Annotated in this window: 12 protein-coding genes and 2 pseudogenes; 6 read left to right on the top strand and 8 right to left on the bottom strand. The window is 61.5% G+C overall.

The window, feature by feature from the left end:
- Window positions 1-53 precede the first annotated feature (53 nt).
- The 4 genes from XANALMUS060_RS11565 (at window position 54) to XANALMUS060_RS22055 (ending at window position 3,962) form a co-directional block, all read left to right on the top strand.
- Window positions 54-1,112 (top strand): serine kinase, encoded by a 1,059-nt coding sequence (locus tag XANALMUS060_RS11565; RefSeq protein ID WP_045738541.1) that lies wholly within the window; start codon window positions 54-56, stop codon window positions 1,110-1,112.
- Between the two features lie 142 nt (window positions 1,113-1,254).
- Window positions 1,255-2,994: an ABC transporter ATP-binding protein gene (locus XANALMUS060_RS11560; protein ID WP_045738599.1), complete on the top strand. Its 1,740-nt coding sequence runs from the start codon at window positions 1,255-1,257 to the stop codon at window positions 2,992-2,994.
- A 161-nt stretch (window positions 2,995-3,155) separates the two neighbouring features.
- On the top strand, window positions 3,156-3,668 hold the full coding sequence (locus XANALMUS060_RS11555) for a DUF2726 domain-containing protein (protein ID WP_045738540.1): 513 nt from the start codon (window positions 3,156-3,158) through the stop codon (window positions 3,666-3,668).
- 15 nt (window positions 3,669-3,683) lie between these two features.
- Window positions 3,684-3,962: a hypothetical protein gene (locus tag XANALMUS060_RS22055; protein ID WP_052688157.1), complete on the top strand. Its 279-nt coding sequence runs from the start codon at window positions 3,684-3,686 to the stop codon at window positions 3,960-3,962.
- Window positions 3,963-4,128: 166 nt separating this feature from the next.
- On the opposite strand, the gene XANALMUS060_RS11545 is transcribed toward XANALMUS060_RS22055, so the two are convergent.
- The 3 genes from XANALMUS060_RS11545 to XANALMUS060_RS22050 form a co-directional block, all read right to left on the bottom strand.
- Window positions 4,129-5,445, bottom strand: coding sequence for an ATP-binding protein (locus tag XANALMUS060_RS11545; RefSeq protein WP_045738539.1), 1,317 nt, complete (start codon window positions 5,443-5,445; stop codon window positions 4,129-4,131).
- Window positions 5,446-5,473: 28 nt separating this feature from the next.
- The gene (locus tag XANALMUS060_RS11540) at window positions 5,474-6,892 is read right to left on the bottom strand and encodes a sigma-54 dependent transcriptional regulator (RefSeq protein ID WP_045738538.1); all 1,419 of its coding nucleotides are present in this window, start codon (window positions 6,890-6,892) and stop codon (window positions 5,474-5,476) included.
- A 237-nt stretch (window positions 6,893-7,129) separates the two neighbouring features.
- Window positions 7,130-7,273, bottom strand: a complete 144-nt coding sequence (locus tag XANALMUS060_RS22050; protein WP_235430465.1) for a hypothetical protein — start codon at window positions 7,271-7,273, stop codon at window positions 7,130-7,132.
- Between the two features lie 55 nt (window positions 7,274-7,328).
- On the opposite strand from XANALMUS060_RS22050, the gene XANALMUS060_RS11535 reads away from it, so the two are divergent.
- Both XANALMUS060_RS11535 and XANALMUS060_RS11530 read left to right on the top strand, forming a co-directional pair.
- Window positions 7,329-8,438, top strand: a complete 1,110-nt coding sequence (locus XANALMUS060_RS11535; protein ID WP_235430464.1) for an HlyD family efflux transporter periplasmic adaptor subunit — start codon at window positions 7,329-7,331, stop codon at window positions 8,436-8,438.
- Window positions 8,439-8,494: 56 nt separating this feature from the next.
- The gene (locus tag XANALMUS060_RS11530; RefSeq protein ID WP_045738536.1) at window positions 8,495-8,683 is read left to right on the top strand and encodes a DUF5668 domain-containing protein; all 189 of its coding nucleotides are present in this window, start codon (window positions 8,495-8,497) and stop codon (window positions 8,681-8,683) included.
- 146 nt (window positions 8,684-8,829) lie between these two features.
- Here the strand turns inward: XANALMUS060_RS11530 and XANALMUS060_RS11525 are convergent, their stop codons facing one another.
- The 5 genes and pseudogenes from XANALMUS060_RS11525 to XANALMUS060_RS11505 all read right to left on the bottom strand — a co-directional run.
- Window positions 8,830-11,241 carry an ADOP family duplicated permease gene (locus XANALMUS060_RS11525; RefSeq protein ID WP_045738535.1) on the bottom strand — a complete coding sequence of 804 codons (2,412 nt, stop codon included), beginning with the start codon at window positions 11,239-11,241 and terminating at the stop codon, window positions 8,830-8,832.
- The gene (locus XANALMUS060_RS11520) at window positions 11,238-13,661 is read right to left on the bottom strand and encodes an ABC transporter permease (protein ID WP_052688156.1); all 2,424 of its coding nucleotides are present in this window, start codon (window positions 13,659-13,661) and stop codon (window positions 11,238-11,240) included. Before XANALMUS060_RS11520 ends, XANALMUS060_RS11525 begins: the two co-directional genes overlap by 4 nt.
- Window positions 13,658-14,440 carry an ABC transporter ATP-binding protein gene (locus XANALMUS060_RS11515; protein WP_045738534.1) on the bottom strand — a complete coding sequence of 261 codons (783 nt, stop codon included), beginning with the start codon at window positions 14,438-14,440 and terminating at the stop codon, window positions 13,658-13,660. The genes XANALMUS060_RS11520 and XANALMUS060_RS11515 overlap by 4 nt, the downstream gene beginning before the upstream one ends.
- Before the next feature lie 439 nt (window positions 14,441-14,879).
- Window positions 14,880-15,239 (bottom strand): annotated as a pseudogene (locus XANALMUS060_RS11510) (DDE-type integrase/transposase/recombinase); the annotation flags it as partial.
- Between the two features lie 21 nt (window positions 15,240-15,260).
- Window positions 15,261-15,623: pseudogene (locus XANALMUS060_RS11505) on the bottom strand (DDE-type integrase/transposase/recombinase); the annotation flags it as partial.
- Window positions 15,624-15,721: the final 98 nt, after the last annotated feature.

The raw sequence follows: 15,721 nt of genomic DNA, 5'->3' as shown, positions 1-15,721 counted from the left end.
TTTGTGCGCGGCGCATGCACCAACGCAACATTCAGCCAAAACAAAGTTCTCCAATGCAGCGATCCATCGCGCGCAGTCAGTGCGTTGACGGCACCGAGGCGATGCCCTCTTCAGTCGCATGCTTCGCCAGCGATCCGTTTGGTGCGCAATTACGCCGCACGCATACGCTCGACAAGCAATTGCTTGGGGGCCGTTTTCATTTCCAGAGCAACAGCAACGCGCTGTTGGCCTTGGTGGAGGCGGCATTTGGCGAAGTCCCGCCGCATCGTTTAGCGCAGAGCGCCGAGTTCCGTATCGAACTCACCCTGCTCACGCGCGCCGATGCGCCTTATGTGCTGGCGATGGAGCCGCCACCTGTGCAGACGCATTGCGGTGCCGGCGTGCTGTGCGGCGTCGTTGATGCGCACAACTATGTGGTGATGGCTCCGGAGCAGGGTCGGGCCATGGTGATGGTGTCCGAGGACATGCTCGACCATCCCTATCACGTGCGCTACGAACTGATCGAGTTCGCGGTGTTCGTGCTGGCGGCACGGCGCATGGGCCTGGTGCCGCTGCACGGTGCCTGCGTTGGTCGCGACGGGCGCGGCGTGCTACTGCTCGGCGGCAGCGGCAGCGGCAAATCCACATTGGCCTTGCACAGTCTGCTGCGCGGCCTGGACTTCATCGCCGAGGATGCACTCTTCGTCGCGCCGACGAGCATGCTCGCCACTGGCATCGGCAACTTTCTGCATCTGCGCACAGACCTGTTTCCTCTGCTGGAACCGCCGACCCGAGCGTGGATTGCCGCCGCGCCGGTCATTCGCCGCCGTAGTGGCGTGCTCAAGCACGAAGTGGACATCCGCAGGGGGGTCGCGCGACTCGCACCGGCTCCGTTACGTCTGGTCGGGGCGGTCTTTGTTTCCGCTACGCTTGCCGCCGATCCACACCGGCTGTTACAGCCGATCGCCGAGGACACGGCGTTCGAGCGCCTGACGGCGGATCAACCTTATGCCGCAGGCCAACCACACTGGTCACTGTTCGCCCACCAGTTGCAATGCCTGGGCATGTACGAATTGCAGCGCGGCCCCCATCCGGATACGTCGGTGGATGCCTTGCAGGCACTGCTGGCATGAGCAGGCACGCGCCGGTGATGCACTACCGTGGAGGCAACGCGTATCGCCAGAGGGGGGGCGATGACGCCGATATATGGCCGCAGTGCAGCGTCATTGGAGATGGCCAGTGATCGCGTCCGCGGATGCCACCACGCCGCAACCGCTGTCCCGCTTGCTGGGTATCTTTCTGTCCACGCTCCAGCGCGACGAACGCCGGCGCATCGCCTGGTACGTGCTGGTATCGCTGGGCACGGCGCTGGCCGGCGCTATCGCCACCGTCGCGTTAGTGCCGCTGGTGCAGCCCGGACATGCCTTGATCCTTGGCGGGCAGACGCTGCTCTTATCCGATGGCTTGTTCGCTCAGGCCATGCTGTTCGTCATTGCCAGCGTGAGCTTTGCCCTGTTGCGGTGGCAATGCACACGTATGGCCGCGCACCTGGCCAGCCAGCATGCACTGGAGTTGCGCCGCCGGGTGCATGCGCGCTTGTTGCAGGCACCGCTGCATGCGTTGGCAGACGCCAGTTCGGCAGAAATCGCCAATCTGCTGACCTATAACGTGGAGATCGTCGTGCAGGGCTTCAGCGCCTTGCTGCAGTTGCTGGTAGCCGCCATCACCGCAGTGGTGAGCTTTGCCATCGCGTTCCTGGTCTCGCCGATCCTGGTGCTGGCGTTGCCACCGCTACTGGCGCTGGCCATGCTCGCCTTTCGCATCGCCGGTCACGAACAAGCGCGTGTCAGTCGTCAGTACGTTGCCGATATGACCAAGCTGTTCTGGCTCAGCGAGGACTTCCCGCGTCGCCTACGCCACGTCCGCTCGTTCGCCCGCCAGGAGCATGAGCAGGCCGCCTACGACCTCATCTCCGCACGCCTTGCGCACGGCTATTGGCGCCAGCAGGCGCTGGTCGCTTCCGGACGCCTGGTGTTGGAATTGGTCGCAGTCGCCGCCATCGCGACGCTCATGCTGCTGGCCGGGCTGTGGCATGGGCTCGACCGCGGCGCGCTCATGACCGTTGGCCTGCTGCTGGGACGGCTGCTGCCTTATCTCGTCGCGACCCGACAGAGCGTGCAACAACTGCGTTCGGCCGCACCGGCGTTGGCCTTGTGGCAGCGCTACGTCGCCCTGGGCGCGGTGGTGCCAACGCAGACGGCGAGCATGAGCGCGGCGCCAGTGCAGATGCCGATTCATATCCAGCGACTCAGCCTGGCACCTCCATTGGAGGCACTGAGTGTGTGTGATTTGATCCTGGCACCCGGTACCCTGACCCTGATTAGCGGCCCATCGGGTGTCGGCAAAAGCAGCCTGATGGACGTGCTGGCGGGGATGGTCGCACCGCAGGTCTTCAGCGCACAGTGCGACGGCGATGTGCTGGATTTTTCCGGCTATCGCGCGCGCTTGCACTCGACCGCCTACGTTGCGCAGAGTGTGCGCCCGTGGCAACACACGGTGCGTGATTGTCTGGCCTGGGCCGCGCCGACGGCCAGCGAGGCAGCGATGTGGCAAGCACTAGGCGATGTTGGCCTGACCACGCGCCTGCATGCTGCTTGGCAGGGTCTGGACACCGCCGTGCATGGTGCCGCCGCCAGACTTTCTGGTGGCGAATTGCAGCGCCTGTTGCTGGCCCAGGTGCTCCTGCGGCAACCTCGCATCGCCTTGCTCGACGAAGCCACCAGCGCACTCGACGCCATCTCCGAACAGCACGTATTGCGCATGATGCGGCGGCGTCTGCCGCATACCGCACTGGTGGTCGTCTCGCACCGGATTGGCCTATCGACCATCGCCGACCGCTGCCTGACGGTGCAACGGGTTCACCCCCGTGCCGGCCCGTGTGCGACGAGCGCCAGCGAAACACAGACGGGACCGACGGCAGCTCCTTCTTGGCGCATCAATTCCGCGCCAATCTAGCGCGCTGGGATCGGTCCCGGGAAACAAGGCATACAAAAGTGAGATGTGACGCCGGCTACAACGTTAGCCATGTAAGAGAGTTGGGGGAGGAATCTTCCTGCGTAGACCTATCAGGTGAACTGCCGGGGTATCATCATTTGCGACCATATCTTAGGCTGGAGATGAGCATGATATTGCTACTGTGCCTTTTTGCTCTTTTTTTGTTGATGGCACTTATTTCCGCTCTCGCGGGTCAAAAAAATAAGTTGAAGCAAAATGCACAGTTACAGTGGCCTTTTTACGGCATGCGGGTTTTGACAAATTCGGAACAGATTCTTTATTGGCGATTGATTGAGGCGCTCCCTGAAAATATTGTCCTAGCTCAGGTCCAGCTATCAAGATTTCTAGGTATTCGCAAAGGAAGTGGACGAATTCAATGGCTTAATAAGGTCAATCAAAAGAGCGCGGATTTTATTGTGTGCAACAAAGATTTTTCTGTACTAACTGTTATTGAGCTTGACGACGCAAGCCATGATCGTCCGGGGCGTCATCAGGCGGATGCCGATAAAACGAAAGCGATTGCGGACGCTGGACTGCACATGATTCGTTGGCATGTGAAGTCGATGCCAAATGTTGCCAAGATTCGCGACGAAATATCCTCACTGGAATGGGGGCAGGGGCGTACCCCGGCGTAGACGCTTTAGCCGGCCATGCGTCAGAAGTGCCGGGGCCAGTTTGAAGTGCAGGGCGGAATTGCGCACGAGGCAGACTGGCTTACTGCTCAAGGAGAACTGGCTCACAGCAACTGCATCACCTTTGAGATGGAACCGGTGACATCAATCGATATGGCCAAACGTATTGCAGACGTCCAGAACATTGGCCAGCCTTGGCTTGCGGCGCTGGAGGGCGATCAGTTCGTTGGATACGCCTACGCCACGCAGTGGCGATCAAGAAAGGCGCCTCGAACCAGCAGTAACCAGAGTCTGTAAATTTTCGCGCGGCCTGTCAAACGCAGACGGCATTCTGCCGGGCGAAACACAAGTGAAGCGCCGCTCCGCATCGATCGTATGCAGGCGAATTTCCGCGCATCGCGCATGATCCACGAAAACGTGGGCGACCCGCGCAGTGATGCTGACACCGCAACCGCAGCATCGATCAGGCCGACGCAGCGCCATCGGCGACCAAGGGCAGCCAGAACCGTGCGATCGCGCCCGGACCATCCGTCCTGGCTTCCAACAACACGTTGCCGTCGTGCGCCTCGGCGATCGCACGGGCGAGCATCAGGCCGATGCCGGATCCGCCGGGCTTGGTCGTGAAAAATGGAACGAACAGATTCTCGCTTCGCGGTGGACCGACGCCGTCGTCGACTAATTCGATCACGGCGAAGTCGTTCTCCCGCCACCAGCGGACCTGGACCTTTCCGTCGGCGCCACTCATCGCTTCGAGTGCGTTCTTCAACAAATTGATCAGCGCCTGCTCGATCTGGTCGGGGTCGGCCTGCACCTGCAGTGGTTCGCCTTCGTGCACTTGCGCGCGTGAGGGTTCCAGACGCACGACTTTACGGACCACTTCGCCCAGATCGATGTCGCGACGTTCGGGCGTTGGTAGATGGGTCAGCCGGCCGTATCCTGCCAGGAAGCGGTCCAGGGATTCCGCCCGGTCGCCGATCACCCGCAGCCCGGCCACCAGATCCTCCTGTAGGTCCTCCGGCAGAGGCTGCCGGGTGGCGAGGGTGGCGAGGGTATCGGCGATCGAGGAGATGGGGGCCAGCGAGTTCTTGACTTCGTGGCTCAGCACCCGCTGCAACCGCTGCCAAGCATCCCGTTCTTCCTCGCGCAACGCGCGGCCGATGTCGCTGATGACCAGTAGGCAACCTTTGCGCCCTTCGTGGACCAACGCCGCAGTACGGATGAAGAAGCGACTGGTGCGTCCGGGAAATGTGCAGCTCCACGCGCGCGCGCCGTTCTCGTCAAGGTAGGCGTCCAGGCCAAGCTCGGTGGCGCTGCGTTCGAGGGCGATCTGCGCACCGGCATCGAGCAGGCTCGCGGCTGCTGGATTGAGGAAGCGCAGCTTGCGCTTATCGTCAAAGACCAGCACCGCGCTGTCCAGTGCGTCAAGGGTCTTGTTCAGCAGACGCAAGCTTTCCTCGAAGTGGATCCGCTGTTTCTGCAACTGGACTGCCAAGGCGTTGACATCGTAGATCACCTTGCCTAGCGGGTTTCCCAATCTGCCGCGTAGCGTGTAGTCGCCTTCGCGCAGCGCCTCAAGCAGACCGGACAGGGTCTGCAGCAGGTAGTGCATCCGCTGGAAGCGCCAGTACACGATGGCTGCGGTCGCCACCACCACGCCCCCCAGCATCCAGCCACGGGCGGCATGCGCAGGCCAGTCGAACACGACAAGCGCCACCAGCATCAAGGCCGACGGCACCAGTGACAGGGCCACGCCCGAGGCCAGCAGGCGGACGAAGGGCATCCACGTGCCAGGGGCTCTGGAACCCGATTCAGCCATCGCCGCCTGTCGCGCGCAGGCTGTACTTTTCGAGGCGCCGATACAGCGCTTGGCGGGTGATGCCGAGCGCGTCGGCGCAGCGTTGGAGGTTACCGTCGTAGCGGTCCAGGCAGCGTCGGATCAGCCACTTCTCGGCATCGTCAAGGGTCATCCGTTCGAGATCGTCGGCAAGCGCAGCGGGTTTGCCGATCGATAGCGCCTCGGGCCGGATCTCGTCACCGTCGCTCAGCAGTACGGCACGTTCGATCACGTGCTGAAGCTGGCGCACGTTCCCGGGCCAAGGAGATTCGAGCAACACCCGTTGCGCCGCCGCGCTCATCCGCATCTTGGGGCGGCCGTAGCACTTCGCCGACTGGGATAGGAAGTGCTGGGCGAGCGGCAGGATGTCTTCGCTGCGGTTGCGCAGCGGCGGCAGAGTGATCTCGATGGTGTTCAGACGATAGAGCAGGTCGCGCCGGAACGATCCGCTCGCCACTTCCTTCTCAAGGTCCGCATTGGTCGCCGCGATCAGGCGGACGTCGGTTCGCTGCGTGTGCGAGGACCCCATCCGCTCGAATTCGCCGCCATCCTCCAGCACACGCAGCAGCTTGGGCTGCTGCGAGATCGGCATGTTGCCGACTTCGTCGAGGAGCAGGGTGCCGCCGTTGGCTAGCTCGAAACGGCCGACGCGATCGCCACGGGCATCGGTAAACGCGCCACGGACGTGGCCGAACATTTCCGATTCAAAGAGGCTCTCGGAAATCCCACCCATGTTGATCTTGACGAAGGGCTTTCCAGCCCGCGGCGACAGGTTGTGGAGATGGCGGGCAATGACGCCTTTGCCGGTACCGTTCTCGCCGAGGAGCAGGACGTTCGCATCACTGGGGGCGACCCGCGCGACCACCGACATCACCTGCTTCATCGCGGGGGATCGGGCAATCAACTCTCCCGGCACGTTCGCGGCCCTGCCATCGCTCGCAGCATCTTCCGGGTGTCGGCGGCTTTCGCTGAGGCCGGGGAGGCCGCGCAGCACATCCAGGAGCCGGGCGTTCTCCCACGGCTTTTCGATGAAGTCGATGCAGCCGAGCTGGATCGCTCTCACTGCCAGCTGGACATTGCCCCAGGCGGTCATCACGACCACTGGCAGGTCCGGCCGCCGCTGCCGCAGCTGCCTGAGCAGATCCAGGCCCTCCTCGCCAGAGGTCGTGTCCCGGGAGAAGTTGAGATCCACCAGGGCGGCGTCGAACTGCCCATCATTGAGTGCCTCCAGCGCAGCCGCCGGACTGGTGACAGAGGTGCAGGCGATGCCTTCGGACTTCAGCAGCAACCGCAGCGCATCCAGGATACTTTTCTGATCATCGACTGCGAGAACGTTTCTCAAGGTGCAAGGCTCATGATGGCTTTCGATCTCCGAAACGGTCCAGCTTCGCATCCATCGTTGCTGGTCTCGTGAGCGCTTTTCGGGCGCATCGCAATTACCGGCATCGACACGCGCATCGATACGGCATCGGACAATGCGCTCGCGGACGACTGTGTTCGGACGGCATGATATAGGAGGAGGCATCGGTGCGATGGATCGAACGATCCGGTCGAAACGTCCGATTTCGAAGCAGGCGTATCGAAATCGGATACTTCGAGCAGAAGTGGGTGGCGCAAAAAATATTTCAAATCAATATTTTGCACGATAATCAAACGCTGGCACGCTGTTTGCTGCCATTGCGTTCATGGACATCGTAAACCCCAATTTCAAGATCAAGAAAAAGCGCAGGCAGCAGATCATCATCGGCATCGTGGTGATCGTTGTCGTGCTCATCGCGGTCATCCTCTATCGCTTCTCCTCAGCGATGCCATCGATCGATACCTCCAGTGTGTGGATCGACACCGTCAAACGCGGCGACATGCTGCGCGATGTGCGCGCGCAAGGCACGCTGGTGCCGCTCGACATCCGCTGGGTGTCCGCGTCGACTCAGGCGGTGGTGGTGAAGATCGAAGTGCTGCCGGGCAATCCGGTCAAGGCGGACATGGTACTGCTCACGCTCAGCAATCCGGATGTGGAGGATGCACTCAGGAACGCGGAATCCGAGGTAGCGGCTGCGACCGCACGGGTGCAGGTCCGACGTTCCGAGTTACAACTGGAACTCCTCGGCCAGCGATCGCAGCTGGCGCAGGCCCAGTCCGACTACGCGTCGGCGAAGGTCAAGTTCGATGTCGATGCGAAGGCCGCCGCCCAGCAGCTCATTCCCAGAGTCCAGTTCGAACAGGGCCAGATCGCACTCAAGCAGCTCGCCTATCGCGTGGATGCCGAACACAAGCGCCTGGACGCGATGCAGGCGGCCATGACCTCCCAGATGGCATCGGTGCAGGCCGAGCTACAACAGAAGCAGAGCAACCTGTTGCTGCAACGCCGGCAACACGATGCGCTTCAGGTACGCGCCGGCATCGACGGCGTGCTGCAGGAAGTGGCGGTGCAGGAAGGCCAACGGGTCTCGCCGGGCAGCAACCTCGCCCGCGTCGCCAAGCAGGACGTCCTGATCGCACGGCTGAAGGTGCCCGAGATGCAGGCCAGGGATGTCGTGGTGGGCAAGTCAGCAGACATCGACACCTACAACGGCCTCGTGGTGGGTCGCGTGTCCCGAGTGGATCCTGCGGTCGTCGACGGTACCGTCCGTGTCGACATCGCGCTCACCGGCAAACTCCCGCTAGGCACGCGCCCGGACCTCTCGGTCGAGGGCGTCGTCCATATCGACAAGCTCGTCGCCACCTTGTCGGTCGGCAGACCAGCCCAGGCCAAGATCGGTAGCCATATGTCGCTTTTCCGCCTCGATCCTTCCGGTGGAAGCGCACGTCGCGTGCAAGTCCGTTTGGGTGCCATGTCGGCTGATCGGGTACAGATCCTCGATGGCCTCAAGGAAGGCGAGCGCGTTATCCTCTCCGACAGTACGCAATGGCTGCAATACGACCGGATCCGACTGAAGTAATTCAGTACCATCCGGAACATCACCGCCCACCCTGGTTTGCGAAAAGGATTACTAAAATGCGTCAGAGAACGATCATTGGTCCGATCTTGCTGATGATGATCGGAGCTTACCTGTTGATGCAGAATTTCGGTTGGCTGATCGAATACGATCGGATCTTCTCGAAGTGGTCGCCCGCGCTGTTGATCTTTCTTGGTGCGTGGATCATGGTCCGCCGCCTGTACCGCAAAGCCATCGTCAGGTCTTGATGCGGCACTGAGGTAGGTCGCTGCTGTCGCACATCGACCTACGCATACTTCGCACTTGGTGCGAACGTCTTGAACGCCGTCGCGCCAGGCCGGGAAACGAAGGGAAGGGCGCCCATGTCGATGGCGCCGCCCCTCGCTGGTACAGCTCATTCGTAGCGCAGTGCGACGATCGGATCCACCCGCAGTGCCCGCGCGATCGGGACGAGCGAGGCAACCACAGCGACGACCACGATCGTCAGAACGACCACGGCAAACACCGACCCTTCATCGCCATGGGTCTGTAACTTCGGATCGGTAAGCGCGGCCGACCAGGGCAAAGCCAAGCCGATGCCGATCGTCAGTCCGATCGCCAGTTGCAGGAGCAACTGCCTGCCGATGTTCGAAACGATGGTCTTCGAGCCCGCACCCAGCGCCCGACGAATGCCAATCTCGCGTGTCCGCTGCACGACCGCGAACGACAGGATGCCGTACAGCCCCGCTGCAGCGAGCATCAGCGCGATCAGGCCGAGCAGGGTGAAGACCTGGGTGAGCACGAGGATGCTTGTGCGTCCCATGTCGATGCCCTTGGCCTGGGTGCGGACATCGTAGACAGGAATGTCGGGGTCGATGCTGGAAACGGCCTGAGTGATCTTGGACGCACTGGCGAGCGGATCACCGCCCTTGATTTCGGCGGCGATGACCATCGAGTAGGGCGGCAACTGACGCATCGGCAGCAGGATGCTCGGGAGCGAATCTTCTGAAACCCCGTCCAACTGTAAGTCGGAGACCACGCCGATCACGGTCAGGATGTCCGGGTTTTCCTGTTCCGGATGCAGCGCGATCCGCTGGCCGATCGCGTCTGTGCCCGGCCACAACAGTGCAGCGGTCTCGCTGTCGATGACCACCACCGGATTCTGGGCATCGCGTTCGTCGAAGAAGCGACCCACAATCAGTTTCAACCGGTAGGTCTCGGCGAAATGCTTGTCCACCACGCCCAACTGCGCCTTAAGATATCCACCGGCTGGCCGTGGCTGGCCCAGACCGGCAATGTATTCGTGACTTCCGAGCAGTGCGCCGGGAATCGTATTGGCCAGCGTCGCGTTGACGATGGCCGGATCGCTGCGCAACCGCTCGCCGATCTGGTCGTAGAGGCGAATGCGCGAAGCCTGGTCGGGATAGCGGTTCTGGCGAAGGTCGATTCGCGCCGTGAGGATCCGCTCAGGATCGATGGCATTGCCGAACTTGGTCTCCAGCACACGCTCCAAGCCCTGGATGAACGTGCCTGCGCCGACTAGGAGGATCACCGTCAACGCGATCTCGAAGACCACCAGGGCCTTGGAAATGCGAGCAAAGAAGCCACCATGGGAACCTTTGCCGCCCTCGCGCAGCACTTCCTGCACATCGGTGCGGGACGCGCGCCAGGCAGGGATGAAACCGGCGACCGCCGTCGTGAACAACGCGGCGATGGCCGCGAATACCAGCATCCGCCCATCAATGCCGAACCGGATGAAATACGGCGGCGGTTTGCCATTTGCCGCGAAGATGCCCGCAATCCAGTCGTTGCCGAGCTGGGCGATGAGCAGTGCGACGAGAGTCGCGGCAACACTCAGCACGAAGCTCTCCATGAGCTGATCGCGGAGCAGGCGTCCGCGGCTGGCACCCAGAGCGCAGCGGATCGCCAGGTCGCGCTGCCGGCTCATCGCCTGCACCAGTTGCAGGTTCCCGATGTTCGCGCAGGCCAGTAGCAGCACGAGACTGCTAGTCGCGAACATCAGCCACGCATACGAACGGACCTTCTCGGTGATGAAGCTTAGCGCGAGTGGCTTGACCGTCAGGTTTCGACCGGCACGCTGGCCACGCAGTTGCTTGCCTTGGGCGGAGGCGACTGTCTCCAGATCAGCGCGCGCCTGGCCCAGTGCGACGCCGGGCTTGAGCTTGCCCACTACGTTGACGTCGGTGGAAGTTCCCGGCGGAAAACGGGTCGGCAGCCATACATCCGCAATTGCGGGGAAAGCGAAGCCCTTCGGCATGACGCCAACGATCGTGGCGGCTTCGCCGTTGATCTGCACGTTCCTGCCGATGATATCCTTGGCTGCAGCGAAGTCATTGCGCCAGAGGCTTTCGCTGATCAACGCGACGAGCGGCGCGCCGGGGCGCTCGTCGCTTTTGCCAAGGCGACGTCCCGACAGCGGTGTGGTCCCAAGGAACGCCAACATCTGTCCAGACAACAGACAGCCGTTGTAGCGTTTGGCGACACCGCCCACGACGATGTCGGCGGCCTGCACATGATAAATGCCGGTGGCTTCGATGCTTTTCAGACTGTTGCGGATCTGCTCGTAGTCGTCATTGCCCATGACCTCGATACCGACGTCGTTCTCGGTCTTGTAGCCGATCGCTACGAGCCGATCCGGGTCCGGGAACGGCATGGGCTTGAGCACTAGGCCGTTGACGAGACCGAACAGGAACAGCACGGTGCCGAGACCGACACCGAGTACTGCGACCGCGAGCAGCGAATGCCCTGGCCGTTGGAGCAGACGGCGCGCCGCCGTCTGGAACGCGTGACCGGTGGACACGCTCATGTCCGGGAGCTACGTGCAAGGTTCAGGCGCTCGTCAATCATATCCTCCTCCTTGCGTCGCAGGCTAGTGAGCATTTCCTCGTCGACCACGCGACCATCGAACATGTAGATGCTGCGTTGGGCGAACTTCGCGTGCCTCAGATCATGGGTCACCATACAGATGGTCGACCCCGAACGGTGCAACTGATCCAGCAGAGCGATCACCGCTTCGCCATTGTGGGAATCGAGGTTGCCGGTCGGTTCGTCGGCAAGCAGAACGGCAGGCCGGGTGACCAGCGCGCGAGCGACGGCGACGCGCTGCTGTTGACCACCGGAAAGCTGCGCCGGATAGTGGTTCACACGGTGGGCGATGCCCACCTGTTCCAGCACTTCGAGGACACGCTCTTTGCGCTGCTTGCGTGACAGGGCCTGTTCGCCTTCGAGATACACCAGCGGCAACTCGACGTTCTCGAAGATGCTCAGATCGCCGATGAGATTGAAGGCTTGGAAGATGAACCCGATCTCGCGATTGCGGACTTTCGCGCGTTGACCAGCACTGAGGCTCTGGATGGCCGTACCGTTGAGCGGCATCGGCAGCAGGATGCTCGGGAGCGAATCTTCTGAAACCCCGTCCAACTGTAAGTCGGAGACCACGCCGATCACGGTCAGGATGTCCGGGTTTTCCTGTTCCGGATGCAGCGCGATCCGCTGGCCGATCGCGTCTGTGCCCGGCCACAACAGTGCAGCGGTCTCGCTGTCGATGACCACCACCGGATTCTGGGCATCGCGTTCGTCGAAGAAGCGACCCACAATCAGTTTCAACCGGTAGGTCTCGGCGAAATGCTTGTCCACCACGCCCAACTGCGCCTTAAGATATCCACCGGCTGGCCGTGGCTGGCCCAGACCGGCAATGTATTCGTGACTTCCGAGCAGTGCGCCGGGAATCGTATTGGCCAGCGTCGCGTTGACGATGGCCGGATCGCTGCGCAACCGCTCGCCGATCTGGTCGTAGAGGCGAATGCGCGAAGCCTGGTCGGGATAGCGGTTCTGGCGAAGGTCGATTCGCGCCGTGAGGATCCGCTCAGGATCGATGGCATTGCCGAACTTGGTCTCCAGCACACGCTCCAAGCCCTGGATGAACGTGCCTGCGCCGACTAGGAGGATCACCGTCAACGCGATCTCGAAGACCACCAGGGCCTTGGAAATGCGAGCAAAGAAGCCACCATGGGAACCTTTGCCGCCCTCGCGCAGCACTTCCTGCACATCGGTGCGGGACGCGCGCCAGGCAGGGATGAAACCGGCGACCGCCGTCGTGAACAACGCGGCGATGGCCGCGAATACCAGCATCCGCCCATCAATGCCGAACCGGATGAAATACGGCGGCGGTTTGCCATTTGCCGCGAAGATGCCCGCAATCCAGTCGTTGCCGAGCTGGGCGATGAGCAGTGCGACGAGAGTCGCGGCAACACTCAGCACGAAGCTCTCCATGAGCTGATCGCGGAGCAGGCGTCCGCGGCTGGCACCCAGAGCGCAGCGGATCGCCAGGTCGCGCTGCCGGCTCATCGCCTGCACCAGTTGCAGGTTCCCGATGTTCGCGCAGGCCAGTAGCAGCACGAGACTGCTAGTCGCGAACATCAGCCACGCATACGAACGGACCTTCTCGGTGATGAAGCTTAGCGCGAGTGGCTTGACCGTCAGGTTTCGACCGGCACGCTGGCCACGCAGTTGCTTGCCTTGGGCGGAGGCGACTGTCTCCAGATCAGCGCGCGCCTGGCCCAGTGCGACGCCGGGCTTGAGCTTGCCCACTACGTTGACGTCGGTGGAAGTTCCCGGCGGAAAACGGGTCGGCAGCCATACATCCGCAATTGCGGGGAAAGCGAAGCCCTTCGGCATGACGCCAACGATCGTGGCGGCTTCGCCGTTGATCTGCACGTTCCTGCCGATGATATCCTTGGCTGCAGCGAAGTCATTGCGCCAGAGGCTTTCGCTGATCAACGCGACGAGCGGCGCGCCGGGGCGCTCGTCGCTTTTGCCAAGGCGACGTCCCGACAGCGGTGTGGTCCCAAGGAACGCCAACATCTGTCCAGACAACAGACAGCCGTTGTAGCGTTTGGCGACACCGCCCACGACGATGTCGGCGGCCTGCACATGATAAATGCCGGTGGCTTCGATGCTTTTCAGACTGTTGCGGATCTGCTCGTAGTCGTCATTGCCCATGACCTCGATACCGACGTCGTTCTCGGTCTTGTAGCCGATCGCTACGAGCCGATCCGGGTCCGGGAACGGCATGGGCTTGAGCACTAGGCCGTTGACGAGACCGAACAGGAACAGCACGGTGCCGAGACCGACACCGAGTACTGCGACCGCGAGCAGCGAATGCCCTGGCCGTTGGAGCAGACGGCGCGCCGCCGTCTGGAACGCGTGACCGGTGGACACGCTCATGTCCGGGAGCTACGTGCAAGGTTCAGGCGCTCGTCAATCATATCCTCCTCCTTGCGTCGCAGGCTAGTGAGCATTTCCTCGTCGACCACGCGACCATCGAACATGTAGATGCTGCGTTGGGCGAACTTCGCGTGCCTCAGATCATGGGTCACCATACAGATGGTCGACCCCGAACGGTGCAACTGATCCAGCAGAGCGATCACCGCTTCGCCATTGTGGGAATCGAGGTTGCCGGTCGGTTCGTCGGCAAGCAGAACGGCAGGCCGGGTGACCAGCGCGCGAGCGACGGCGACGCGCTGCTGTTGACCACCGGAAAGCTGCGCCGGATAGTGGTTCACACGGTGGGCGATGCCCACCTGTTCCAGCACTTCGAGGACACGCTCTTTGCGCTGCTTGCGTGACAGGGCCTGTTCGCCTTCGAGATACACCAGCGGCAACTCGACGTTCTCGAAGATGCTCAGATCGCCGATGAGATTGAAGGCTTGGAAGATGAACCCGATCTCGCGATTGCGGACTTTCGCGCGTTGACCAGCACTGAGGCTCTGGATGGCCGTACCGTTGAGCGAATAATAGGTTCCGGAGGAGGGTGCATCCAGCAGCCCGAGGATCGAAAGCAGCGTCGATTTGCCGCAACCGGACGGGCCAGAGATCGAGACATATTCGCCTTTCTTGATCTCGATATTCACGCTGGAAAGCGCGTGAGTTTCGATTTCCTCCGATTGAAAGACCTTCGAAACCAACTCAAGACGAATGAGAGGACGCTCGCACTGATCGTTCAATGTATACCCATGGGTTATATGGAGATGGAGGACCAAAAAGCGCTTCGCATTGTGTGATTTACTCAATGAGGGTCACGCTTCAATCCTGCATATGATGAAATCACTTTTATCATCGATTGTCACGCAACCTCGCGTATTTTTTCCGCCGTTTTCCAGCCGTGGAAAAGCGACCAAAAACGGTCACCACAGACCATTCTCGGGCGTTTTCGGCCGAGCCGTGACGCTGCGTCACGAAATTCGCCACTACGGTTAGTAAAAAGACGCCGAATTCCACCAAAATATTCTCTCTCGTCCATTTAGGATGGTACGTTTTCGGACTCCTGTCGCCATCATTGCGCCTCTCCGACAAATGCTGCCGGGCAACCGCGCCTGTGTTCGATCAGTGTCAAGTACTGTGTCCTGGCTGGCCAAGTTTTAGTGGACACCGCGATAGGTAATTTCAGGTAGTGGCTTTCTCGTAGTCGGCCGGTGATCGGTAGCCGAGGGTCGAGTGCAGCCGGTGGGTGTTGTAGAAGCCGACGATGTCGTGGGTGATGTCGGCGATGGCTTCGTTGGGGTTGGCGTAGAGGCGCTGCCAGACGTGTTCCATTTTCAGGTTCAGGAAGAACCGCTCCATCACCGCGTTGTCCCAGCAGTTGCCCTTGCGGCTCATGCTGGCCACGAGCTTGTGCTTGGCCAGCAGATCGCGGTGGGCCTGGCTGGCGTACTGGCTACCGCGATCGGTATGCACGATCAGCCCGGGCTTGGGCTGGCGCAGGGCGATGGCGATTTGCAACGCCGTGCAGATCAACTCGGTGGGCGGACACCGCGATAGGTAATTTCAGGTAGTGGCTTTCTCGTAGTCGGCCGGTGATCGGTAGCCGAGGGTCGAGTGCAGCCGGTGGGTGTTGTAGAAGCCGACGATGTCGTGGGTGATGTCGGCGATGGCTTCGTTGGGGTTGGCGTAGAGGCGCTGCCAGACGTGTTCCATTTTCAGGTTCAGGAAGAACCGCTCCATCACCGCGTTGTCCCAGCAGTTGCCCTTGCGGCTCATGCTGGCCACGAGCTTGTGCTTGGCCAGCAGATCGCGGTGGGCCTGGCTGGCGTACTGGCTACCGCGATCGGTATGCACGATCAGCCCGGGCTTGGGCTGGCGCAGGGCGATGGCGATTTGCAACGCCGTGCAGATCAACTCGGTGGGCATGTGGGTTCACCCCCGTTTTCACGGACACTTACAAGAAGGCCGATCCAGGCCATGAGGAGTGTTCATGTCAAAGCGTAGGAAGTTCAGTGCCGAGTTCA

Source organism: Xanthomonas sp. MUS 060, from assembly GCF_000963215.1.
Taxonomy (GTDB): Bacteria; Pseudomonadota; Gammaproteobacteria; order Xanthomonadales; family Xanthomonadaceae; genus Xanthomonas_A.
This window is presented reverse-complemented; position numbering and strand designations above follow the sequence as displayed.